The sequence below is a fragment of the Peterkaempfera bronchialis genome (assembly GCF_003258605.2).
Lineage (GTDB): Bacteria > Actinomycetota > Actinomycetes > Streptomycetales > Streptomycetaceae > Peterkaempfera > Peterkaempfera bronchialis.
On sequence record NZ_CP031264.1, the window covers coordinates 2116269 to 2140282 of the forward strand.

21 protein-coding genes are annotated in these 24014 nt (G+C 72.7%); 15 read left to right on the plus strand and 6 right to left on the minus strand.

The genetic code is table 11. The features are described from left to right. The first annotated feature begins 1 nt into the window (after nucleotide 1). The 11 genes from C7M71_RS09255 to C7M71_RS09305 all read left to right on the plus strand — a co-directional run bounded on the left by C7M71_RS09255 (nucleotide 2) and on the right by C7M71_RS09305 (nucleotide 13955). Nucleotides 2-958 (plus strand): carbohydrate ABC transporter permease, encoded by a 957-nt coding sequence (locus tag C7M71_RS09255; RefSeq protein WP_111494527.1) that lies wholly within the window; start codon nucleotides 2-4, stop codon nucleotides 956-958. A gap of 17 nt (nucleotides 959-975) precedes the next feature. Further along, on the plus strand, nucleotides 976-1866 hold the full coding sequence (locus C7M71_RS09260) for a carbohydrate ABC transporter permease (RefSeq protein WP_111494521.1): 891 nt from the start codon (nucleotides 976-978) through the stop codon (nucleotides 1864-1866). Further along, the gene (locus tag C7M71_RS09265) at nucleotides 1866-3170 is read left to right on the plus strand and encodes a 6-phospho-beta-glucosidase (RefSeq protein ID WP_111494519.1); all 1305 of its coding nucleotides are present in this window, start codon (nucleotides 1866-1868) and stop codon (nucleotides 3168-3170) included. Before C7M71_RS09260 ends, C7M71_RS09265 begins: the two co-directional genes overlap by 1 nt. Before the next feature lie 110 nt (nucleotides 3171-3280). Further along, nucleotides 3281-4321 (plus strand): N-acetylglucosamine kinase, encoded by a 1041-nt coding sequence (locus tag C7M71_RS09270; protein ID WP_407675978.1) that lies wholly within the window; start codon nucleotides 3281-3283, stop codon nucleotides 4319-4321. A 203-nt stretch (nucleotides 4322-4524) separates the two neighbouring features. Further along, nucleotides 4525-5925, plus strand: a complete 1401-nt coding sequence (locus C7M71_RS09275; protein ID WP_111495535.1) for a hypothetical protein — start codon at nucleotides 4525-4527, stop codon at nucleotides 5923-5925. Nucleotides 5926-5936: 11 nt separating this feature from the next. After that, entirely contained in the window at nucleotides 5937-6875 is a 939-nt protein-coding gene (locus tag C7M71_RS09280) for a glutamate ABC transporter substrate-binding protein (protein WP_114914279.1), read from the plus strand. A gap of 20 nt (nucleotides 6876-6895) precedes the next feature. Further along, on the plus strand, nucleotides 6896-8188 hold the full coding sequence (locus C7M71_RS09285) for a hypothetical protein (RefSeq protein ID WP_111495040.1): 1293 nt from the start codon (nucleotides 6896-6898) through the stop codon (nucleotides 8186-8188). Between the two features lie 22 nt (nucleotides 8189-8210). Then, on the plus strand, nucleotides 8211-10655 hold the full coding sequence (locus C7M71_RS09290) for a serine/threonine-protein kinase (protein WP_114914280.1): 2445 nt from the start codon (nucleotides 8211-8213) through the stop codon (nucleotides 10653-10655). A gap of 5 nt (nucleotides 10656-10660) precedes the next feature. Next, on the plus strand, nucleotides 10661-11770 hold the full coding sequence (locus C7M71_RS09295; protein ID WP_114914281.1) for a PP2C family serine/threonine-protein phosphatase: 1110 nt from the start codon (nucleotides 10661-10663) through the stop codon (nucleotides 11768-11770). A gap of 30 nt (nucleotides 11771-11800) precedes the next feature. Next, nucleotides 11801-13132, plus strand: coding sequence for a vWA domain-containing protein (locus C7M71_RS09300; RefSeq protein WP_111495487.1), 1332 nt, complete (start codon nucleotides 11801-11803; stop codon nucleotides 13130-13132). Between the two features lie 103 nt (nucleotides 13133-13235). Further along, nucleotides 13236-13955 (plus strand): FHA domain-containing protein, encoded by a 720-nt coding sequence (locus C7M71_RS09305; protein WP_322975157.1) that lies wholly within the window; start codon nucleotides 13236-13238, stop codon nucleotides 13953-13955. Between the two features lie 492 nt (nucleotides 13956-14447). Here C7M71_RS09305 and C7M71_RS32555 read toward each other — a convergent pair whose 3' ends face one another. Beyond that, on the minus strand, nucleotides 14448-15095 hold the full coding sequence (locus C7M71_RS32555; protein ID WP_265737692.1) for a methyltransferase domain-containing protein: 648 nt from the start codon (nucleotides 15093-15095) through the stop codon (nucleotides 14448-14450). On the opposite strand from C7M71_RS32555, the gene C7M71_RS31570 reads away from it, so the two are divergent. The 4 genes from C7M71_RS31570 (at nucleotide 15031) to C7M71_RS09330 (ending at nucleotide 17961) form a co-directional block, all read left to right on the plus strand. Continuing rightward, nucleotides 15031-15228, plus strand: a complete 198-nt coding sequence (locus C7M71_RS31570; RefSeq protein WP_229758631.1) for a hypothetical protein — start codon at nucleotides 15031-15033, stop codon at nucleotides 15226-15228. The genes C7M71_RS32555 and C7M71_RS31570 overlap by 65 nt on opposite strands. 154 nt (nucleotides 15229-15382) lie before the next feature. Next, on the plus strand, nucleotides 15383-16300 hold the full coding sequence (locus tag C7M71_RS09320) for an ABC transporter ATP-binding protein (protein WP_111491946.1): 918 nt from the start codon (nucleotides 15383-15385) through the stop codon (nucleotides 16298-16300). Beyond that, nucleotides 16297-17463 carry an ABC transporter permease gene (locus tag C7M71_RS09325; RefSeq protein ID WP_229758632.1) on the plus strand — a complete coding sequence of 389 codons (1167 nt, stop codon included), beginning with the start codon at nucleotides 16297-16299 and terminating at the stop codon, nucleotides 17461-17463. Before C7M71_RS09320 ends, C7M71_RS09325 begins: the two co-directional genes overlap by 4 nt. A 93-nt stretch (nucleotides 17464-17556) precedes the next feature. Beyond that, nucleotides 17557-17961 carry a globin gene (locus C7M71_RS09330; RefSeq protein WP_111491947.1) on the plus strand — a complete coding sequence of 135 codons (405 nt, stop codon included), beginning with the start codon at nucleotides 17557-17559 and terminating at the stop codon, nucleotides 17959-17961. 48 nt (nucleotides 17962-18009) lie between these two features. Here the strand turns inward: C7M71_RS09330 and C7M71_RS09335 are convergent, their stop codons facing one another. The 5 genes from C7M71_RS09335 to ssb form a co-directional block, all read right to left on the minus strand. After that, on the minus strand, nucleotides 18010-18711 hold the full coding sequence (locus tag C7M71_RS09335; protein WP_111491948.1) for a hypothetical protein: 702 nt from the start codon (nucleotides 18709-18711) through the stop codon (nucleotides 18010-18012). 14 nt (nucleotides 18712-18725) lie between these two features. After that, nucleotides 18726-19178: an acyl-CoA thioesterase gene (locus tag C7M71_RS09340; protein WP_162824194.1), complete on the minus strand. Its 453-nt coding sequence runs from the start codon at nucleotides 19176-19178 to the stop codon at nucleotides 18726-18728. Nucleotides 19179-19340: 162 nt separating this feature from the next. Next, nucleotides 19341-21005, minus strand: coding sequence for an energy-dependent translational throttle protein EttA (gene ettA, locus C7M71_RS09345; protein ID WP_111491950.1), 1665 nt, complete (start codon nucleotides 21003-21005; stop codon nucleotides 19341-19343). A 174-nt stretch (nucleotides 21006-21179) separates the two neighbouring features. Beyond that, the gene (locus tag C7M71_RS09350) at nucleotides 21180-22712 is read right to left on the minus strand and encodes a thioester domain-containing protein (RefSeq protein WP_162824195.1); all 1533 of its coding nucleotides are present in this window, start codon (nucleotides 22710-22712) and stop codon (nucleotides 21180-21182) included. A gap of 309 nt (nucleotides 22713-23021) precedes the next feature. Then, the gene (gene ssb / locus C7M71_RS30565; protein ID WP_162824196.1) at nucleotides 23022-23480 is read right to left on the minus strand and encodes a single-stranded DNA-binding protein; all 459 of its coding nucleotides are present in this window, start codon (nucleotides 23478-23480) and stop codon (nucleotides 23022-23024) included. Nucleotides 23481-24014: the final 534 nt, after the last annotated feature.

The window sequence follows — 24014 nt, forward strand, 5'->3', positions numbered from 1 at the left end:
AATGGCAGCCCATCTCCCCGTCCTGGCGGCGCTTCGCAGCAAGCGCCGCCGGGAGGCGGCCCGCACGCTCGCCTTCCTGGCGCCCTGGCTGATCGGCTTCGCGGTCTTCTTCGGCTACCCGCTGGTCTCCACCCTGTACTTCTCCTTCATGCACTACGACGGCTTCGCCCAGCCGACGTTCACCGGGCTGAAGAACTGGAAGTACGTCTTCGGCGACTACCCGTACTTCTGGCAGGGCGTCCGCAACACCCTCTGGCTGGTCGTGGTCATGGTGACGCTGCGGGTGGCCTTCGGGCTGGGCGTCGGCATGCTGATCACCAAGGTCAAGACGGGAGCGGGCTTCTTCCGTACCGCCTTCTACCTGCCCTACCTGGCCCCGCCGGTGGCCGCGACCATCGGCTTCGCCTTCCTCTTCAACCCCGGCACCGGGCCGGTCAACCACCTGCTGGGCTCGATCGGCCTGCCGCAGCCCGGCTGGTTCACCGATCCCCACTGGTCCAAGCCCGCGCTCACCCTGCTCGCCCTGTGGGGCATCGGCGATCTGATGGTCATCTTCATGGCCGCGCTGCTGGACGTCCCCAGGGAGCAGTACGAGGCGGCCTCGCTGGACGGCGCCGGGCCATGGCAGCGGTTCCGCTTCGTCACCTACCCCAACATCTCCCCCATCGTGATGTTCGCCGTGGTCACCGGTGTCATCCAGGCCCTCCAGTACTACACACAGGCCCTGGTCGCCGGGAAGGTCGCCAGCGGCATCATCGGCAACTCCGGCCAGCAGTTCGAGCCCGGCTACCCGGCGGGGTCCACCTGGACGCTGCCGCAGATGGTGTACAGCCTCGGCTTCCAGCACTTCGACTACGGCTCCGCCTGCGTGGTCGCCCTGCTGCTCTTCGCCGTCGCCATGGCCTTCACCGCACTGCTGCTGCGCCGCCGCTCCGGCCTCATGGGCGCCGAGGACTGAGAAGGGCCGCGATCACCATGACCGACATCCTCCCCGCCGCCGCGCTCGGCACCGCGTCGCCGGTGGCCGCCCGCGCGGCCCGCCGCCGGGCGGCGCTGCACTGGGTCGCCGTACACGCGCTCTCCATAGCCGCCGCGCTCTTCTTCCTGCTGCCGTTCGTCTTCCTCTTCCTCACCTCGCTGATGACGGACCAGCAGGCGCTCACCTCCGACCTGTGGCCGCACCAGTGGGCGTGGGCCAACTACGACAAGGTGTGGAACACCCCCGGCTTCCTCACCTGGTGGCGCAACACCCTGCTCTACGCCGGGCTGGGCACCGTACTCACCGTCGTCTCCAGCCTCCCGGTGGCCTATGCGCTGGCCAAGTTCCGCTTTCCCGGGCGGCGGATCGCGCTGATGGCCGTGATCTCCATGATGATGCTGCCGCCGCAGGTCGTGGTGATCCCGATGTACCTCTTCTGGGCCAAGCAGCTGCACCTCTCCGGCACCCTGTGGCCGCTGATCATCCCGATGGCCTTCGGCGACGCCTTCACCATCTTCCTGCTGCGGCAGTTCCTGCTGACCATCCCCCGGGAGTACCTGGAGGCGGCCCGCATCGACGGCTGCGGCGAGCTGCGCACCCTGCTCAGGGTGGTCGTGCCGATGGCCAAGCCGGCCATCGCCGCCGTCGCCCTCTTCCAGTTCTTCGCCTGCTGGAACGACTACTTCGGCCCGCAGATCTACGCGGGCGAGAACGAGTCCGCTTGGACCCTCTCCTACGGCCTGGAGTCCTTCAAGGGCGCCCACCACACCAACTGGAACCTGACGATGGCCGCCACCCTGCTGGTGATGGCGCCGGTCATCGTCCTCTTCTTCTTCGCACAGAGGGCCTTCATCGAAGGCGTGACACTGACAGGGGTCAAGGGCTGATGTCCACCTCCACCGGTCCGCTCAAGCTCGCCGTCGTCGGCGGCGGTTCGACCTACACCCCGGAGCTCGTCGACGGCTTCGCCCGGCTGCGCGACACCCTCCCGCTGGGCGAGCTCGTCCTGGCCGACCCGGCGGCCGACCGGCTGGACCTGGTCGGCGGCCTGGCGCGGCGGATCCTCGCCCGGCAGGGCCACCCCGCGACCGTCACCACCACCACGGACATCGACGCCGCCGTGGACGGCGCCGACGCCGTACTGCTGCAACTGCGGGTCGGCGGCCAGGCCGCCCGCGACCGCGACGAGACCTGGCCGCTGGAGTGCGGCTGCGTCGGCCAGGAGACCACCGGCGCCGGCGGCCTCGCCAAGGCGCTGCGCACCGTCCCGGTGGTGCTGGACATCGCCGAGCGGGTCCGCCGGGCCAACCCCGACGCCTGGATCGTGGACTTCACCAACCCGGTCGGCATCGTCACCCGCGCCCTCCAGACCGCCGGCCACCGGGCCGTCGGCCTCTGCAATGTCGCCATCGGCTTCCAGCGGAAGTTCGCCGGGCTGCTGGGCGTCGCCCCGGAGCGGATCCGCCTGGACCACGTCGGCCTCAACCACCTCACCTGGGAGCGCGGCGTCACCCTGCTGGACACCCCCGGCGGGGAGACCGGCCGCGAGGTGCTGCCCGAACTGCTCGCCGCACACGGGCAGGCCGTCGCCGACGACCTGGAGCTGCCGCTCGCCCTGGTGCGCAGGCTCGGTGTGGTCCCTTCCTACTACCTGCGCTACTTCTACGGGCACGACACCGTGGTGGAGGAGCTGAGGGTGAAGGGCTCCCGGGCCGCCGAGGTGGCCGCCATCGAGCGGCAGCTGCTGGAGATGTACGCCGACCCGGCGCTGGACGAGAAGCCCGCGCTGCTCGCCAAGCGCGGCGGCGCCTACTACTCGGAGGCGGCGGTGGCGCTGGTCGCCTCGCTGCTGGGCACCGGCTCGGCGGCGGGGTCCGTCCAGGTGGTCAATGTCCGCAACGGCGGCACCCTGCCCTTCCTGCCCGACGACGCCGTGGTGGAGGTCCCCGCCGTGGTGGACGCGGGCGGCGCCCGGCCGCTGCCGCAGCGGCCGGTGGAGCCGCTGTACGCGGGGCTGATCGCGCATGTCACCGCCTATGAGCAACTGGCCCTGGAGGCCGCCCTGCTGGGTGGCCGCGACCGGGTGTACGACGCGCTGCTGGCCCACCCGCTGGTCGGCCAGCTGGACCTGGCCGAGCAGTTGACGGACCGTCTGATCGCTCACAACCGCGCGCACCTGGCCTGGGCATGACCCGGTCCGGCGGGACCTGCCAGGCTACGGCGGACGGAGGCGGTGGGGAGCACAGCGTGGAGAACGACGACGGCGGCCTGCCGACCGGAACGGCCACCGTGGGCAACCCGATCGGCTCGGGGACGGTCGGGGCGACGGAGCCGGAGCGGATCTGCGGCGTGCTGGCGGTGGACGCCGGCAACAGCAAGACCGACGTGGCGGTGGTGACCGCCGAGGGCACCGTCCTGGGCACCGCCCGGGGCGGCGGCTTCATCCCGCAGCTGATCGGCGCCGAGGCCGCCGTCGCCGGGCTCGCCCCGCTGGTCGCCGCCGCCGCTGCCGAGGCCGGGTTCGACCTCGGCCGGGGGACCGGCCCGCTGGTCACCCATGTCTCCGCCTGCCTGGCCAACGCCGACCTCCCGGTGGAGGAGCAGCGGCTGCAACAGGCCCTGGCCGCACAGGGCTGGGGCCGCACGGCGGTGGTCGCCAACGACACCTTCGCGCTGCTGCGGGCCGGTACCGACACACCGCGCGGCGTAGCGGTGGTCTGCGGTGCGGGCATCAACTGCGTGGGCCTGCTGCCGGACGGCCGCACCGCCCGCTTCCCGGCGCTGGGCACCATCACCGGCGACTGGGGCGGCGGCCACGGGCTGTCGCTGGAGGTGATGTGGTGGTCGGTGCGGGCCGAGGACGGGCGCGGCCCGGCCACCGCCCTGGCCGCCGCCGTCGCCCGCCACTTCGGGCGGCCGACGGCGACCGCCGTGGCGGAGGCGGTGCACCTGGAGGAGATCCCCGACGCGCGGCTGCACGAACTGGTGCCGGTGCTCTTCGCCGCCGCCGAGGAGGGCGACCGGGTGGCCCGCGACCTGGTGGACCGCCAGGCCGACGAGGTGGCCCGGCTGGCGCTGGTGGCGCTGCGCCGGCTCGATCTGCTGGACGCGCCCGCCGATGTGGTGCTGGGCGGCGGGGTGCTGGCCTCCCGGCAGCCGCTGCTGCTGGACGCGGTACGGGAGCGGCTGGCCGCCGGCGCCCCGCTGGCCGTACCGCGGGTGGTCAGCGCGCCCCCGGTGGTCGGCGCCGCGCTGCTCGGGCTGGACCACCTGGCCGCCGAGGGGCTGGGCGGCGGCGCCGCCGCGCAACGGCGCCTGCGCGCCTGGTACCCCGCCGACTGACCGGCCCCCCGACGGCTCGTACAGTGCCGTGGAGCTGCGCGACTGCACAGACGCCGGACTTGTCCGGGAATATCCGCCTTTGACGGGTTCGCCGAGGCTCAAGATCGGCGCAATTCCGGTGTGGCTGTCACAGGGGGTGGCCATACTGCAGGCGGAGGGGCCGGAATCCCTCCGCCGGCGGTCCGCAGGGGAGGGTGGAGCGCATGACGATCACATCACCACCGGTGCACAGGCCGGACCCGCCGGGCGGCAGACCCTCGGCACCGGCCGAGGCCCGCGCCCGGCTGCTGCGCGCGGTGCGGACCGTACCGGGCGGGCTGCGGCTGTCCGGTCTGGTGCTGGCCGTCCTGGTACTGGCCTTCGGCGCGGTGACGGGGTGGCAGGTCGACGGGCGGGCGCAGGCGGCGGACCGGATCGTGGAGCGCAGCCAGCCGCTGAGCCAGGACGCCGCCGAGATCTACCGCTCGCTGGCCGACGCGGACACCACCGCCGCGACCGGGTTCCTGCTGGCGGGCAGCGAGCCCAAGGCGGTCCGGGAACGCTATGAGCAGGACCTCACCCGGGCCTCCTCCCTGCTGACCAGGGCCGCCGCCCGCACCACGGCCTCCTCCGGCAGCCAGCGGTGGCTGACCGCGCTCAATGAGCAACTGCCGGTCTACGCGGGCCTGGTGGAGACCGCGCGGGCGTACAACCGCGAGGGGGTGCCGCTCGGCGGCGCCTATCTGCGGTTCGCCTCCACGCTGATGCAGCAGCAGGACCAGCTGCACCCGGACGACCCGGACAAGGCACACGGCATGCTGGCCGCCGCGCAGCAGCTGTACGAGGCCGAGAACCGGCAGCTCCAGCGGGACTACGCCGACGCGCGGGCCGTGCCGTATGCCTCGCTCGCCCTGGGGGTGCTGGCGCTGGTGGCGCTGGTCCGGTTCCAGCGGCAGCTGTTCCGGCGCACCAACCGGGTCTTCAACGTGGGCCTGCTGGGCGCCACCGCGGCCACCGCGACGGCGCTGCTCTGGCTGCTGGTGGGCCATGGGCTGGCCCGCTCCGACCTGGCCGACAGCGACCGGGGCGGCGCCGCCCCGCTGCGGATGCTCGACCAGGCCCGGATCCAGGCGTTGCAGGGCCGGGGCGCGGAGAACCTCAACCTGGTGGCGCGCGGCTCCACCACGGAGTACGCGGACCGCTGGGAGAGCGTCACCAAGCAGTTGGCGGGCGACCGGGCCGACGGGTCGGGCGGCACTCTGGGCGACGCCCTGGCGCTGGCCGCCGGGGACGCCGAGGGCAGGGCCCGGGTGCAGGCGGCGGTCGCCGCGTTCCGCAGCTGGGACCGGCTGCATGACACCGCCACCGCCGACAACGACAAGGGCGACTACCCGGCGGCGGTCGCCGCCACGGTGGGCAGCGGTGCGACCACCGATGCCGCCTTCGAGCGCATGGACCGCGAGCTCTCGGCCGCAGTCGACCATGAGCAGCGGGACTTCCGGGCGGCGGCCGACGACGGCCGGGACGCCCTCGGCGGCCTGGCGGTGGGCGCGGGTGTGCTCGCGCTGCTCGCCGCGGCGGCGGCGCTGCTGGGCATCGGCCGCCGACTGGCCGAGTACCGGTGAGGGGGATCGGGATGGCAAAGCCGATGGTGCGGCTGATGGCGGCGGCTGTGGCGGTGGCGGCGGCGCTCGCCGGGGCGGGCGGGTCGTCCCCGGCCCGGCCGACGGTCGCGGCGGCCGGGCACACCACCGCCGTGCAGGCGGCGGCCGACGACGGCTGCACCCCGCAGACCATGACCCGCAGCGTGCCGCCGTCCGGCGGCGCCGGCCCCAAGGTCGCCGCCATCGTGCGGCGCGGGTACCTGATCGCGGGCGTCGACCAGAACAGCTACCGCTGGGGCTACCGCAACCCGGCCACCGGCGACTTCGAGGGCTTCGACATCGACCTGGTGCACGCCATCGCCGGGGCCGTCCTGGGCGACCCGAAGAAGGTGCAGTACAAGACGGTGCCCACGGCCAAGCGGATCGAGGCCATCACCTCCGGGGAGGTCGATCTGATCGCCCGTACCATGACGATCAGCTGCAAGCGGCTGCACGATGTGGCCTTCTCCACCGCGTACTTCGAGGCCGGCCAGCAGATCGTGGTCCCCCGGTCGTCGCCCGCCCGCACGGTCGACCAGGCGCTGCGCAAGCGGACGGTCTGCGCCGCCGAGGGCTCGACGGCGCAGGAGGAGTTGGAGAAGGATGCGCATGGCGCGACGGTGCACCTGGTGGGCAATCAGCTGGACTGCCTCGTCCTGATGCAGCTCGGCCGGGTCGACGCCACCATGACCGACAACGCGCTCGGCGCCGGCCAGGTGGCGCAGGACCCGACGGTGCACCTCATCGGCCGCCCGCTCACCGTGGAGCCGTACGGTGTGGCGATGAACAAGAAGGACACCGATCTGGTGGCGCGCGTCAACCAGGTGCTGGAGCAGTACCGGAACGGTTCCTGGCAGCAGAGCTACCGCACCTGGCTGGAGCCCTACCTGGGTCCGTCCGCCGGTCCGCCGGCGGCACGGTACCTTCCGTAGAGAGTCGAGAGAGGCGGGGCATGGCGCTGACGGGACCTGCGGGCCCGGTGATGAACCGGGAGGAGGTGGACCGCGCCCTGGTGCGGCTCGGCGCCGAGCGCGACGCGATCGAGGCGGCGCTGCTGGCGCTCCAGGACCACCCCGGCCGGCGGCTGCTCGAAGGCGCCGAGCTGACCGGCCGCACCGCCGAGCGCTGGGCCGTCGCCGAGCAGGGCGTGGCGCTGCTCTGGTCGCTCTTCGACCGGTATGTCGAGGCGCTCGCGGCGGCCCGCGCGGTCCGCTTCCGCCGCGCCCGGCCCGGCCAGGCCGAGCTGGTGGAGCTCACCGAGCTGCTCCAGGGCGCCGGGGTCACCGTGTCGGGCAGCCATGTCCCGGACGCCGCCCGGGCGCTGGCCGGTCCGGCCCGGCTGAGCGAGCAGCTGACCCTCGCCGAGCTGGTCGCGCGGATGAACGCCTGGTACGCCACGGTGATCGACGTGGTCGCGGCGGCGGACGCCGTCTGGTCGGCGCTGCCCGCCCGGATAGACCTGCTCCTCGCCGAGGGTCAGCGGGTGCAGGCGCTGGCCCGCTCGGTCGGGGTGCGACCGGGCGCCCATCCGGCCGCCGACGCCCTCCAGCAGCTGGGCGGCGAACTCACCACGCTCCGCGCCGAGGTGGTCTGCGACCCGCTGGCGCTCTGGACGCCCGGCGGCACCGGGGCCGACCAGTCGGGCGGCGCCGGCACCGGCACCGTGGACACCGCCCGCTTCGACCGGGCGGCCCGCGAGCTGGACGACCTGCGGGTGGAGCTGGAGGCGCTGCTGCGGCTGCGCGACGAGGCCGACGAGCGGCTTCAGCAGGTCGGCGAGGTGCTGGTACGGGCCGACGCGACGCTGGCCGAGGCCCGCCGGGCGCGCGGCGAGGTACTGGCCAAGATCGCGGCGACCGAGGTACCGGCCGTGCCGGGACCGGCCTCCGCGCTGCGGGAGCGGATCGCGGTGGCGGCCGAGCTGCGCCACCAGGGCCAGTGGCACCGGCTGGCGCCGCTGCTGGACTCGCTGGAGGACGCGGCGGCCAAGGAGCTGGTCCGGGCCCGGCACTCGCTGACCTCGGTGACCCGGCCGCTGGCCGTCCGGGCCGAGCTGCGCGGGCGGCTGGACGCCTACAAGGCGATGGCGGCCCGGCTCGGGCTGGCCGAGGACCCGGTGATCATCGAGCGGTATGAGAAGGCACGGTGGCTGCTCTGGAGCGCACCGTGCGACCTGCGGGCCGCAGAGTCGGCGGTGGCCCGGTACCAGCAGGCGCTGCGGCCGGTGGCCGAACCGGCGGACTGAACGGCAGAAGGGGGAGAGCACCATGGGCGTACCGTGCACCCGGCAGGAGTGCGACGGCGGGGAGATCGACGCGGACGGCTACTGCACCGCCTGCGGCCTGGCACCGGCGACCGAGCCGCCCGCCGCGCCGCCCGCCTCGTCGGCCTGCCCGCAACCAGGCTGCCCCGGCGAGATCGACCCCGACGGCTACTGCACCGCCTGCGGCCTCGCCCCCACCCCCGCCCCCACCGGCTCCGTCCCCTCGCAGCGCTCCACCCCCACCGGCTCCACCCGCACGGGCTCCACCGGCTCCACCGGCTCCGGCCGCTCCGTCTCGGTGCGCAGCTCCCGGGCCTCCTCCTCCGCCGCCACCCGGAGCCGACTGGGCGCGGGCCTGGTGACGGTGCCTCCGGTACCGCGCCCGGACCCCCGTACCGCCGTGCTGGAGAACCCCGAGGTCCCCGAGCGCAAGCGGTTCTGCTCCAGCTGCGAGGCCCCGGTCGGGCGCGGGCGGGCCGACCGCCCCGGCCGTACCGAGGGGTTCTGCACCCAGTGCGGCGGCACCTACTCCTTCTCCCCCAAGCTCCTCGGCGGCGATCTGGTCGGCGGCCAGTACGAGGTGGTGGGCTGCCTGGCGCACGGCGGCCTGGGCTGGATCTACCTGGCGATCGACCGCCGGGTCAACGACCGCTGGGTGGTGCTCAAGGGCCTGCTGGACACCGGCGACCAGGACGCGCTCGCGGTGGCCATCGCCGAGCGGCGCTTCCTCGCCGAGGTCGACCACCCCAATATCGTCCGCATCATCAACTTCGTGGAGCACCCGGACACCCGCACCGGGTCCACCGACGGCTACATCGTCATGGAGTACGTCGGCGGGCAGTCCCTCAAGGAGATCGCCAACGCCCGGCGCGGCCCCGACGGCCGCCGTGAGCCGCTGCCCGTGGAGCAGGCCATCGCCTTCGCGCTCGAAGCGCTCCCCGCCCTCGGCCATCTGCACAGCCGGGGCCTGGTCTACTGCGACTTCAAGGTCGACAACGTGATCCAGAGCGAGGACACGCTCAAGATCATCGACATGGGCGCGGTCCGCCACCTGGACGACGACGGCCCGATCTACGGCACGGTCGGCTACCAGGCCCCGGAGATCGCCACCGAGGGCCCCTCCCCCGCCTCCGACCTCTACACCGTGGGCCGCACCCTGGCCGTGCTCACCTTCGACTTCCAGGGCTACACCACCACCTACCGCGACACCCTGCCCGGCCCCGACCAGGTCGAGCTCTTCGCCCGCTATGAGTCCTTCCACCGGCTGCTGCTCCGCGCCACCGACCCCGACCCCGGTCGGCGCTTCTCCTCCGCCGAGGAGATGGCGGACCAGCTGACCGGTGTGCTGCGCGAGGTGCTCTCCCTCCAGGACGGCCGGCCGCGCCCTGCCCTCTCCACCCTCTTCGGCCCCGAGCTGCGCGTCGCGGACACCGCCCTGGTGCCGCCCGAGAGCGCCGTCGAACCACCCGAGACCCCCCGGGGCAGATCCGCCCCGGCGACCCGCCCCGCCCTGCCGCCCGGCACCCCGCCCCGGGTGACCACACTGGACGCCCGCGCGGCGGCCCTGGCGCTGCCCGTCCCCCGCACCGACCCGGCCGACCCGGGCGCCGGCTTCCTGGCCACCCTGGTCGCCACCGCGCCCGCCGAGGTCGTCGCCGCCCTCCAGACCGCCCCGGCGACCTCCCCCGCGCTCACGCTGCGCGCCCTGCGGGCCCACCTCGAACTGGCCGACACCCCGGCCGTCAACGCCGCCCTGGACGCCCTGGAGGGGTCCGAGGACTGGCGGGTCGTCTGGTACCGCGGCCTGGCCGCCCTCTCCGCCGCCGACGACGAGGCGTCCCTCTCCGCCGCCGCCGACGCCTTCGACGCCGTCCGCGACGCCTTCCCGGGCGAGGCCGCCCCCAAGCTGGCCCTCGGCATCTGCGCCGAACTGCTCGGCCGCCGCGACACCGCCGCCGCCTGCTACCGCCTGGTCTGGAACACCGACCGCTCCTACGTCAGCGCCGCCTTCGGCCTGGCCCGGGTCCGGCTCGCCGCCGGCGACCGCAGCGGCGCCGTCCAGGCCCTGGAGTCGGTCCCGGAGACCTCCAGCCACTACACCCCGGCCCGGGTCGCCGCCATCCGGGCCCGCATCCGCGACCGCGCGCCCGGCGAACCGCTCGGGGCCGACCTCGCCGCCTGCTCCGCCCAGCTGCCCGCCCTCGACCTGGACGACCGGCGCCGTACGGAGCTGCGCGTCGAAGTCCTCGGCGCCGCACTCGGCTGGGTCCTGACCGGCCCGCCGGACCCGCCGCACCTCACCCTGCTGGGGCATCCCGCCACCGAACGGGAACTGCGCGGGGCCCTGGAGGACTCCTACCGGGTGCTGGCCCGGTTGGCGGACCGGCAGGAGAACCGGTTCGCCCTCGTGGAGCGGGCGAACCGAACCCGGCCCAGGACATGGGTGTGACAAGGATGCCGCAGATGACCGTGTGCCCGTCCTGCGCGGAGCCGCTGGAACCCGAAGACGTGTTCTGCGGCGCGTGCGGAATCAACCTCGCCCAATCCCCCGCCACCCCCCGGGGCGGCACCGGGGACTTCGTACTCGCCGCCCCCGCCCACCTCCTCCTCGACGAACCGTCCGGCCCGCCGTGCGCCCAGTGCGACGGCCGCATCGCCGCCGACGGCTACTGCGACACCTGCGGGGCCGCCCGGCCCAACCCCCGCGACCATGTGGAGCGCTGCCTCGAAGGCGTGGCCGGGGTGAGCGACCGCGGCCACCGGCACCACCGCAACGAGGACTCCTTCACCGTCGCCGCCACCTCCCTCCCCGACGGCGCCTCCGCCGTGGTCGCCGTGGTCTGCGACGGCGTCTCCTCCGCCACCCGCCCCGACGAGGCGTCCCAGGCAGCGGCCGACACCGCTTCCGAGTCGCTGCTCACCGCCCTGGAAGCCGGCACCGACCCCACCCGCGCCATGCATGACGCGCTGCTCGACGCGGCCCGCGCGGTCGACGCCCTCGCCGACGGCCGCGCCCCGGAGCCCGGTACCAACTCCCCGGCCTGCACCTGCGTCAGCGCCGTCGCCGCAGGCGGCGCGGTCACCATCGGCTGGATCGGCGACAGCCGCGCCTACTGGATCCCCGACGACCGCGAGGCCGCCGAGCCCTACCGGCTGACCGAGGACGACTCCTGGGCCGCCCGCATGGTGGCCGCCGGCCTCATGGAGGAGGCCGAGGCGTACGCCGACCCCCGCGCCCACGCCATCACCGGCTGGCTCGGCGCCGACGCCGGGGAGCTGGACCCGCACACCGTCACCTTCACTCCGCATGTCCCCGGCGTGATCCTGGTCTGCACCGACGGCCTGTGGAACTATGCCGAGGCCGCCACCGCCCTCGCCGACGCCGTCCCGGCCGACGCCCGCACCGAACCGCTGAGCGCCGCCCGGGACCTGGTGCAGTTCGCCCTGGCCGGCGGCGGCCACGACAACATCACGGTCGCCGTACTGCCCTTCCCCCCGGCCCCCGGCCGCCGCCCCGAGGCCCCGCCCACCCCCACCCTGGTCGACCTCCCGCCCACCGTCTGACCCCCCGCCACCTCGACAGGAGCATCGGCGATGGCCAAGCTGACCAAGTCCAACCTCCCGAGTTTCACGGTCGACATCTTCCAGAACGCGTACCTCTCCGAGGGCGCCCGGGAGGTCAACGCCATCATCCAGGTGACCTCCACCGGGGGCGGCACCTCGGGCGGCCGTCCGCCGGCCGACTCCGGCGGCTCCGACGCCGCCGTGGTGATCATGGTGGACTGCTCCGGCTCCATGGACTACCCGTCCGCCAAGATGCGCGCCGCCCGCGAGGCCACCGCCGCCGCCATCGACACCCTCCGCGACGGAGTGGCCTTCGCCGTGGTCGCCGGCACCCACACCGCCGCCGACATCTACCCCGGAGACGGACGCCTCGCCGTCGCCACCGCCACCACCCGGGGCGCCGCCAAGCAGGCACTCCGCCGCCTCCACCCCGGCGGCGGCACCGCGATAGGCACCTGGCTGCGCAAGGCCGACAGCCTCTTCCTCACCCGCCGCGACATCCCCATCCGGCACGGCATCCTGCTCACCGACGGCCGCAACGAACATGAGCAGCCCGAACTGCTCAAGGCCACCCTGGACGCCGTCTCCGGCCACTTCACCTGCGACTGCCGGGGCGTCGGCACCGACTGGGAGGTCCAGGAGCTCCGCCGGATCTCCGCCGCCCTGCTGGGCACCGTGGACATCGTCGCCGACCCGTCCGGCCTGGAAGCGGACTTCCGCGCCATGATGGAGACCGCCATGGCCAAGGAGGTCGCCGATGTCTCCCTGCGCGTCTGGACCCCGCAGAACGCCCTGGTGAAGTTCGTCAAGCAGGTCGCCCCCACCGTCGCCGACCTCACCGACCGCCGTACCGAGGCCGCCCCCCGCGCCGGCGACTACCCCACCGGCTCCTGGGGCGACGAGAGCCGCGACTACCACCTCTGCATCGAGGTCCCGGCCACCGCCCTCGGCAATGAGATGCTCGCCGCCCGCGTCAGCCTGGTCCTCCCCCGACCCGACGGCTCCGCCGAGGTGCTCTCCCAGGGTCTGGTCAAGGCCGTCTGGACCGACGACCTGGCCGCCTCCACCCGGATCAGCCCCCAGGTCGCCCACTACACCGGCCAGGCCGAACTGGCCGAATCCATCCAGCAGGGCCTCGAAGCCCACCGCAGCGGCGACCTCGACCAGGCAACCGCCAAGCTGGGCAAGGCCGTTCGGCTCGCCCACGCCTCCGGCAACGAGGACACCTTCAAGCTGCTCCAGAAGGTGGTGGACGTGGTCGATCCGAAGGAAGGTACCGTTCGGTTCCGCAAGCATGTGAGCGAGGCCGACGAGATGACCCTTGAGACCCGCTCCACGAAGACCGTACGCGTGAAGAAGTAGTAGGGGGGCATTGATGCCGATCTGCCCGAGAGGCCATGACTCGCAGGCCGAGGACTGGTGCGACGTCTGCGGCTTCCCGATGGCGTCACCGAGCGCGCCGCCCATGGCGCCTCCGCCATTCGCCGAACCGGAGGCCACCGACGCCCTCGCCGCCTGCCCGATCTGCCGCACCCCGCAGACCGGCCGGTACTGCGAGGAGTGCGGCTACGACTACGACCTCTCCTCCCCCTCCCTCCGGCAGCGCCCCGCCGACCCGCCGCAGCAGCAGACCTACGGCTACCAACCCGACTACAGCTTCCAGCAGCCCGCCGGCTACCCGCCCGACCCGGGCATATCCACCGACCCCCAGTCCGTCTACAGCGGCTACGACACCGACTTCCGCCTCACCCCGCCGGCCCCCGAACCCCCGGCCCGGACAAACTGGGTCGCCGTGGTCAGCGCGGACCGCGACTACTTCGCCGAGATGATGGCCCGCAGCGGCCCCGAGGCACAGGGCCTGTACTTCCCGCCCTACTGCCCGGAACGCCGCATCCCCATGACCGGCAGAGGCCAACTGCGGATCGGCCGCCGCAGCCACCACCGGGGCACCGTCCCCGAGATCGACCTCTCCGTCCCCCCGGAGGACCCCGGCGCCTCCCACCAGCACGCCCTGCTCCAGGAGCAGCCCGACGGCAACTGGATCGTGGTCGACCAGGACTCCACCAACGGCACCACCGTCAACGGCTCCCCCGACCCCATCTCCCCGCACACCTCCGTCCCCCTCCAGGACGGCGACCGCATCCACGTCGGCGCCTGGACCACCATCACCATCCACCGCGCCTGACCCCCACCCCCAGCCAACCCACCCACCCCAACCCCGCACGGACAGCCCTCCCCCCACCGGGCGGAGGGTGGCGGACGGGGAGGGGTGGGGGGGTCCCGGGCTCCCTCCTTGCCCGCCTTCGGCGAGGAGGGGCCCATGGAGGATGCAGCCGGTTCCCCCGGAGCGAGGAACGAGCGCAGGGGGACACCGGCGAGCACCGGACGCCCGGGACCCCCCACCCCGGACCGGCCGACACCCGCACCAGCCCACACAACCCAACCCCCACGCAGCACCCCGACCCGCCTCACCCCCACTCCCGGTCCGCCCGGTCCAGCCACACCCACCGCCGCCCCGCAGCCACCGTGAGCCCGTACCGCTCCCGCCCTGGCCGCCCCGCCTCCATCCACCGGTCGTACACCGCCTCCACCCCCGGCCAGATCTCCCGGGGCCCCGTCCGGCTGACCGCACCGTCCGGAGCCGCCCGCGCAGTCGACCCGTCCGCCGCACTCACCGTCAGCCAGGTACTGCGCCGCCCCCGGTCGTACACCGCCCGCACCTCCAGCTCCGGCAGCGCCAGCCCCAGCGCAAACAGAAAGCCGTCCCCCGCCGGCCGGACAGCCGTCCGCGAACGCCGCGCCCTCCCCCACCCACCGCGCCTCCCCACAACCACCCCGCCCCACCACCCGAACCACCAGCCCCACCACCACCAACCGCACCACCACCAGCACCACCACCCCCCACCCGCACCCGCCCCGCCAGAAACCTCCCCGCCGCCGTACCGTCCACCGCCACCCTCAGCCGCACCAGCCCACCCCCCACCGGCGCGAGGATCACCGCACCCGGACGACACTGCGCCACCCACTCCCCCGGCAACGCCGCCACCGTCCCCACCCCGCACCTGGCGACCACCCGGTCATACGGCGCCCCCGCCGCCCACCCCTGGGCCCCGTCCCCGACCACCACCGCCACCCCGCCGTACCCCGCCGCAGCCAGCCGCCGCTCCGCCTCCGCCGCCCTCCCCGCCTCGGCCTCCACGGTGACCACCCGCTCGGCGCCGACCCGATGGGCCAGCAGCGCCGCGCTGTACCCACTCCCGGTGCCGATCTCCAGCACCCGGTGGCCACCCCCGACCAGCAACTCGTCCAGTGTCCGCGCCACCACCGGCAAAGCCCCATGGCGGAGCGGTACGAAGAGCCGCCGGGGCACCTCCTCGAACGCCCGCCGCCACGCCGGATCCCCCAGCATCCCCTCCGCCGCCAACTCCCGCACCAACCGCGCCGCCCACGCCCCCTGAGCCCCGCCGGCCACCCCAGACCGCTGCTTCATGCGCCCTACTCTGCACCCCCGAGCCCCTACCGCGCCGCCACAGAGGGCGATGCAGAAAAGAGATCCCAATGATCCACCGAAAATCCGTTCCTGACCGCTTGCCATCCCTAGGCTGATGCCTCATGACTGCTGCAATAGCCGCCGAGGGAATCCGGAAGCGGTACGGGGACATCCAGGCCGTCGACGGGGTCGCACTGACCATCGAGACTGGTGAGTTCCACGGCATCCTGGGTCCGAACGGAGCAGGCAAGACCACCACCCTCGAAATCCTCGAAGGCATCCGCGAGCCCGACGAGGGCCGCATCGAACTGCTGGGCATGAGCCCCTGGCCGCGCAACCCGAAGCTGCTGCCCCGCATCGGGGTGCAGTTCCAGGCTTCGGCCTTCTTCGACGGCCTGAGCGCGCGCGAAACCATCCACACCTTCGCTTCCCTCTACGGCATCGGGCCCAAGCCCGCCGACGCCATGCTGGAACGCGTCGGCCTCACCGGACTCGCCGGCACCCGCGCCGAGAAGCTCTCCGGCGGCCAGGCCCAGCGCCTCTCCATCGCCTGCGCCCTGGTCCACGACCCGGAGCTGGTCTTCCTGGACGAGCCGACCACCGGCCTGGACCCGCAGGCCCGCCGCAACCTCTGGGACCTCCTCCGCGACATCAACGCCGAGGGCCGCACCGTCGTCCTCACCACCCACTACCTGGACGAGGCCGAAATCCTCTGCGACCGCGTCTCCGTGATGGACCACGGCAGGGTCCTGAAGACCGGCGCACCCGCCACCCTGGTCCGCGAACTGGACGAGACGGTCCGGGTCAGCGTGGAGTCCGGCCTGGTCACCGCCGACGCGGTACGCGACCTGCTGACCGCCGCCGGCGCCGACGCCACCTCCGTCGAGGACGACGGCGTCTCGCTCTCCGTGGCGACCCGCACCCCCGCGCCGGTGATCTCCGTACTGGCCGATCAGGGCGCACTGCGCGGCCTCGAAGTACGCGGCGCCACCCTGGAGGACGTCTTCCTCCACCTCACCGGACGGGAGTACCGGGCGTGACCACCAACCACCCCACCACGCCCAACCCCGCCCCACCCACCACCCCAGTCACCACCCCGCCCACCACCAGCCCACCCCCTCCCCGCTCCGCCAACCTGAGCGCCTTCCGCAGCCTCTCCCGAGTGATGATCGTCACCTTCCTCCGGGACAAGTCGGCGCTCTTCTTCGTGATCATCTTCCCGCTGATGTTCCTGCTGCTCTTCGGCACCCTGTTCAAGAGCGCCTCCACCCCACACGCCAAGATCGCCCAGGTCGGCGCGGTGGCCGTGCTGGACTCCGTACAGGGCCAGGGCCGCGACGACCTGGCCAAGGTGCTCACCATCTCCAGGGAATCGGACGAGGCCGAGGCGCTGCGCAAGGTCCGCAAGGGCGACCTGGACGGCCTCATCGAGCAGGACGGCTCCGGCACGGTGCTGCTCCGCTTCAGCGCCGCCGACCAGGTACGCGCCGGCTCGGTGCAGGCCATCGTCAACTCACTCGTCCAGCAGGCCAACCAGGCCGCCACCGGCCGGCCCCCGGCGTTCACGCTCAAGGCCGTGCAGGTCGAGGACCAGTCGATCAAGCTGATCCAGTACCTCACCCCGGGCCTGCTGGGCTGGGCCATCGCCACCGGCGCCGTCTTCAGCACCGCACTGACCCTGGTGACCTGGCGCAGGAAGCGCATCCTGCGCCGACTGCGGCTGGCCCCGGTCAGCGTGGGGTCCATCGTCGCCTCACGGGTCGGCGTCAGCGTGCTCACCGCCCTCACCCAGACGGCGATCTTCGTGGCGGTGGCCTGCACACCCGCCTTCGGCCTCAAGCTGACCGGCAACTGGTGGCTCGCCATCCCGCTGGTGATCTGCGGCACCATCTCCTTTATGTCGATCGGCCTGCTGGTCGGCGCGGTCTCCAAGACCGAGGAGGCGGCCAACGGGATGGCGCAGATCATCGTGCTGCCGATGTCGTTCCTCTCCGGAGCGTTCTTCTCCGTGGACGACGCCCCCTCCTGGCTGCACGCGATCTCCGAGGTGATGCCGCTGCGCCACCTGGTGACGTCCATGCAGAGCGTGCTCACCCGTGGCGGCGGCCTCGGCGACGCGCTGCCCACCATGGGCGGGCTGCTGCTCTTCGCCGCCGTGGTGACCGGGATCGCCTGGCGCTTCTTCGACTGGGACGAGGCCTGACCGGCTGCGGACCGGCTGCGGACGGGCCGGCAAGGGAGGGGAGGGGAGGGGAGCCCCTCCCGGCCCGCCCACCGCTTCTGCGACCATGGTGGGGTGACAGAGATCGGGCGCACCACCACCGGCGAGGAGACCTTCTACGACGCGGTCGGCGGCGAGGCCACCTTCCGCCGCCTCGTGCACCGCTTCTACCAGGGGATCGCGGAGGACCCGCTGCTCCGCCCCATGTACCCGGAGGAGGACCTGGGTCCGGCCGAGGAGCGCATGACCCTCTTCCTGATGCAGTACTGGGGCGGCCCCCGCACCTACAGCGAGCAGCGCGGCCACCCCCGGCTGCGGATGCGCCATGTCCCCTTCCGGGTGGACCGGGCCGCCCATGACGCCTGGCTGCGCCATATGCGCACCGCCGTCGACGAACTCCAGCTCCCCCCGGACCAGCAGCGGCAGTTGTGGGACTACCTCACCTACGCCGCCGCCTCCATGATCAACACCCCCACCTGAGCCGCCTCCCCACTCCTCTGCCGCCCCCTCCCCGCCCCCGACCTCGGGTCACACCAGCGGGGTCAGCCCCAGACCACTGCCCGGAGCAGCCACCCGCCGCAGCGCCACCGACCCATGCGGGGCGCTGAGCCGCAGCCATCCACCGGCCGCGTACACCGACAGCTCCGCCCCGGGTCGGATGAACCCCAGCACCTGGGCGGCATGCGCGGCCCGCAGCGGCACCGCCGCGGCGTCGTCCAGCGGACGGGACCAGATCTCGTCGGCGAGCGCGTCCAGCGCCGCGCGGGTACGGGCCTCCGGACTCAGCGCCTCGCTGCGCGCCCGGAACTCCCCGACCGCCGCCGCCACCGCCGCCGCCACCGGGGCGGGGGGCAGTGAGCCCAGGCAGCGCCAACCGCCGCGCGGCGGCAGCAGCCCCGCCCAGGCGGGGCCGGTGACCCCCGGCGGGATGCCCAGCACGGCCGAACCCTCGTCCAGGCCCTCCAGCAACTGCCCCGCCGAGACGGTGACATCCAGCGGCCGCACCGTGCCCCCGAGCCGGGCGGTACGCACCGCCACCGCCCCCGAGCTGCCCAGCGGCACCCGCCCGAACACGGCAAGCACCCCCGCAGCCTTCCCATCGCCCTTCCCATCACCACCCGGCGCAGCCTGAAGCCGCACCGCCGCCGCCCGGTCGTAGCGCAGCAGCCGGGTGAGGAAGGACGCCAGGTCGGCGGCCTCCCCGCTGTCGGCAAGGTGGAGCGTGGTCATGACCGTTGCGGTGTTCAGGCCGCCGCCTCCTTGACCTCGGCGCCGTCCAGGAAGCGGCTCAGGAAGGCCCGCTCCACGGGAGAGATCCGACGCGGTCGCCCGGCCGCCAGGTCATAGGGGACGACCACGGTGGAGGCACGGACGTATACCGTCTCGTCCGCCTCCTCCCCGCTCCCGATGTCCTTGATCTCATAGGAGACGGTGAGCGAGGCGGCGGTCAGCCGGGTCACCCAGGTCTCGACGGTGACCGGCTCCGGCCGGTGGATCAGCGGCTTGAGGTAGTCGATCTCATGGCGGGCCACGACCGAGCCGCCCGCGAACTCACCGGCCCCGGCCTCGGCGGCCTGGGTGAACATGAAGTCGATCCGCGCCTCCTCCAGATAGCGCAGGAAGACGACGTTGTTCACATGGCCGAAGGCGTCCATGTCGGACCAGCGCAACGGGCAGGCGTAGATGTGGCGTGCCACCGGGGGTGCTCTCCTCGTTGTTCTCCGTCGACCCACATTGTTCTCCGTCGACGTTGTTCCCCATCGACGTTGCTCTCCGCCGACGTCGGCCAGCCTATGCGCGCCGGCCCGGCGGACCCCCCTGGGGCAGTCCGCCGGGCCGGCGCGGCGGGTCGGCTCGCGTCAGCCGCGGGTGAGCTTGCGGTAGGTGGCGCGGTGCGGACGTGCGGCGTCCTGGCCGAGCCGCTCGACCTTGTTCTTCTCGTACGACTCGAAGTTGCCCTCGAACCAGAACCACTTGCTCTCGCCCTCGTAGGCGAGGATGTGGGTGGCCACCCGGTCCAGGAACCAGCGGTCGTGGGAGACCACCACGGCGCAGCCGGGGAACTCCAGCAGCGCGTTCTCCAGCGAGGAGAGGGTCTCCACATCGAGGTCGTTGGTGGGCTCGTCGAGCAGCAGCAGGTTGCCGCCCTGCTTGAGGGTGAGCGCCAGGTTGAGGCGGTTGCGCTCACCGCCGGAGAGCACCCCGGCCGGCTTCTGCTGGTCCGGACCCTTGAAGCCGAACGCGGACACATAGGCGCGCGACGGCATCTCGACCTGGCCCACGTTGATGTAGTCCAGCTCGTCGGAGACCACGGCCCAGAGGGTCTTCTTGGGGTCGATGCCGCCCCGGTTCTGGTCGACGTACGAGATCTTGACGGTCTCGCCGACCTTGATCTCGCCGGAGTCCGGGGTCTCCTCGCCGGTGATCATCTTGAACAGGGTGGTCTTGCCGGCGCCGTTGGGGCCGATGATGCCGACGATGCCGTTGCGCGGCAGGGTGAACGACAGGTCGTCGATCAGCACCTTGTCGCCGAACGCCTTGTTGAGGTTCTTCACCTCGACCACGATGCTGCCCAGGCGCGGGCCCGGCGGGATCTGGATCTCCTCGAAGTCCAGCTTCCGCATCTTGTCGGCCTCGGCGGCCATCTCCTCGTAGCGGGCGAGGCGGGCCTTGGACTTGGCCTGGCGGCCCTTGGCGTTGGAGCGGACCCACTCCAGCTCTTCCTTGAGCCGCTTGGCGCGCTTGGCGTCCTTCTGGCCCTCGACCTTGAGCCGGGATGCCTTGGACTCCAGGTAGGTGGAGTAGTTGCCCTCGTAGCCGATGGCGCGGCCCCGGTCGAGCTCCAGGATCCAGCCGGCGACGTTGTCGAGGAAGTACCGGTCGTGGGTGACGGCGACGACGGTGCCGGCGTACTTCGCCAGGTGCTGCTCCAGCCACAGCACGGACTCGGCGTCCAGGTGGTTGGTGGGCTCGTCGAGCAGCAGCAGGTCGGGGGCTTCCAGCAGCAGCTTGCAGAGCGCCACCCGGCGGCGCTCGCCACCGGAGAGGTTGGTGACCGGCCAGTCGCCGGGCGGGCAGCCCAGCGCGTCCATGGCCTGCTCCAGCTGGGCGTCGAGGTCCCAGGCGTTGGCGTGGTCCAACTGCTCCTGGAGCTTGCCCATCTCCTCAAGCAGCTCGTCGGAGTAGTCGGTGGCCATCAGCTCGGCGATCTCATTGAACCGGTCGAGCTTGGCCTTGGTCTCCTTGACGCCGTCCTGGACGTTCTCCAGCACTGTCTTGTCGTCGTCGAGCGGAGGCTCCTGGAGGAGCATGCCGACGGTGTAGCCGGGCGACAGGAAGGCGTCGCCGTTGGAGGGCTGCTCCAGGCCCGCCATCATCTTCAGCACCGTGGACTTGCCGGCGCCGTTGGGGCCCACGACGCCGATCTTCGCTCCCGGCAGGAAGCTGAGCGTCACGTCGTCAAGGATGACCTTGTCGCCGTGCGCCTTGCGCACCTTGCGCATGGTGTAGATGAACTCAGCCAAGGAAATCGCTCCGGCGTCGTCGGGAATGGCTTACGGGGTTACGACCCTCCATTGTGCCGCACCCGGGGGTGCCGCCCAGCACGCCGGGACCCGGCCCCCGCGAACGGGGACCGGGTCCGGTGCACTGCTTCTTCTGCTACCGCCTGGGGTACCGGCTCAGGTAGCCGGTCCGGATCAGGAGCGGCGCTTGCGGAGGAAGAAGACCACGCCGCCGCCGGCCACGACCAGGGCCACGGCCACACCCGCGATCAGCGGGGTGGCGCTGCTGCTGCCGGTCTCGGCCAGGTTGCCGCCGGTGGTGGCGCCGGTGGAGCTGTCGCCGGTGGAGCCGTTGCCGCCGGCGGTGGTGTCGCCGGTGGTGCCGGTGCTCGGCGAAGCGCTCGGGGTGGCGCCGCCCGTGGTGTCACCGGTGGTGGCGCCCGCCGTGTCGCCGCCGGTGTCACCGCCGGTGGTGGCCCCTGCGGTGTCGCCGCCCGTGTCACCGCCGGTGTCGCCACCGGTCGTGTCCCCACCGGTGTCCCCACCGGTCGTGTCACCGCCGGTGTCGCCACCGGTCGTCCCGCCGACCGTGCTGTTGGTCTGGCAGTCCAGCACGCCCTCGAAGGTCTGGGAGAAGTCGTTCGACCCCTTGACCTCGATCTTGTAGGCCGCGTCCTCCTCGACGGGGACGCCGACGTCCTGGGACTCGCCCGGCTTCACCGTGATGCTCTGGTCGCCCACGGTGCCGACGAAGTCGTCGTCGCCGCTGTTGGTGACGGTCACCACGACCTTGCCCTCGGCGCAGTCGACCCGGGCCTCGGCAGCCGGGCTCGGGCCCTTCCTCTCCCACTGGGCGGTCGCGGTCGCCTTGACGTCGACCTTGCCGGAGCCAGCCAGGATCATGGTCTGGCTGTGCTTCTCCGGGGTGTAGCCGAGGCTGGTGAACGCCCGGCCGATCGGCACCTCGGTCACGGCGTCGGCGGTCAGCGTCGCCGTGCCGGGGGCCGCTCCGGCCGGCACCTTGAAGTAGACCTCGCTGCCGTTGGATGCCTGACCCAGGGCGTTGCCGTCCTTGTCGGTCAGCTTGACCCCGGCACCGGCGGCGGCGCTGTCGAGCTGGAGCTGCACCGTCGTGTTGGTGGTGACGCTGACCGGGCCGAGCAGGTCACCGCTCTTGCCGGAGACCGCCGTCGGCGACAGGTCGAGCGACGGCTTCGGCTCGGGGAGGTTCTTGGCGTTCTTCACCAGGTAGTCGGCGAGCTGCCGGGCGTCGCTGTCGACCGGTACGGCGTTCTTGCGGTCGGAGAACTTCCAGATCGCGGCCTGGGTACCGGCGGCGGCGTCCTCAGCGGTGAAGCTGCGGCCCAGGCGCAGCTTGGCCGCGAGGGCGTCGCGCGACTGGGTCGGGTAGGAGTTCTCCAGGATCCACTTGATCCGGCCGGCCTCGGAGTTGGTCGCCAGCGAGGTGGAGTCCCAGCCGGTCTCCTGGTACTGGGCCTTCGGCTTGGTCTCGTGGCCGAAGTCGATGCAGTAGGTCTGGATGGAGCCCTGCTTGGTCTTCAGCGTGAAGAGCCCACCGGAGACCGTCGAACGGTCCACCTGGATCTTGCCGCCGAAGAGCCCGCTCTGAAGCGTCGCGGTCGCACCGGCGTCACCCTGACCCGGATCGGCCGCAGCCGACCCGGCGAGAGCGACACCGCCGGCCACGAACATGCTCGACGCGAGCATGACAGAAGACGCGCGGGGTATGACCCGCCCGCGAACACGGAACATAGGTGTCTCCTCCGAGCGGCCGCACATCGTGGCGCGCACCGCCGCACATTGCCGCGCCCCCCGAAAACGCAGCCCGTCCTGACCTGACGCATCCTATTGATCCCGAAGGGCTATCAAACCTCCGTGCCAAACCAGGACAGTCTCGTTTCCCGATCGTTACCAAGCGGTTCCGGAACCACCTGGTGCTGTCGACAAATCATCAATGGCGGTGCGTGGGCGCTCTTTTCACTTCCCATTCGCCGAGGCTTTGCACTGCAACCACGCCTACACCGGTGCAACCACCCGCCCCGGTGGCACCACTGCCGCCCCTCCCCCGTCCGCCCGCTCCCAGGACGGCTGCTGCTCCACCAACTCCGGCCGGGCGCGCACCGCCCGACGGAAAGCGGAGGTGCCCCGCGACAGGTCGTGCCCGAGCGCCCAGGCGTCGATGTCGACCGTGACGGTCCGCTTGCCGTCCTGCTCCCGCTCCCGCACTCGCAACTTCCCGGCCACCAGGAGCGGATCACCCTTGCTCACCGAACTGACCACGTTCTCGGCCATCCACCGCCAGGCCCATACCGTCACAAAGCTGGTCTCACCGTCCACCCAGGCCCCCTGCTGCCGGTCGTAGCGCCGCTCGGTGGAGGCCAGCCGAAAGCTGGCGAGCGGCACCCCGGCCGAGGTGGTCGAGTAGCGGACATCGGTCGCGGCGTTCCCGACGATCGTCACCATGGTCTCGTTCACGGACACTCCCCCGTCGTTGGTTGCGTTGCCGAGAGAGTGCCCCGCCCCACCGACGCCCGCCAGCCACCCCCGGAAACCTGTGGACAACTCCGGGATGTGGAAAACTCCATTCCCTCGAACGGGCGCCCCGGTAATCAGCCGATTGACCATTCGGCTGCGTTCATGACAATTTACGGGGTTGCCAATCCCCCGATCGAGTGCCCACCGCTCCACCTGCCCGGATCGTCCGGTCGGACGAAAAGGACACCTCCTCCCGATACCCACCGGGTCCATAACGGGTGAGGCGGCAGGGCCGTAACGAGTGCACAACGTCCGGCGGGATGCCCGGCAATACCGCTGCGCACACGGGCCCCACCTGCGATTATCGGACCGCTTCACCAGCGCCGACCGCGACGGCGCACCGGTGGAACACCAGGGAGAAAACCCGGACACCCTTATCCTGTCCCCGACAGGACAACGGCTGGCCCCGCGCACCCCGCGCCGTGCCCGAGACCAGCCACCGCTTCCGCGCGCCGCACCCGCGCCGCTCACGGC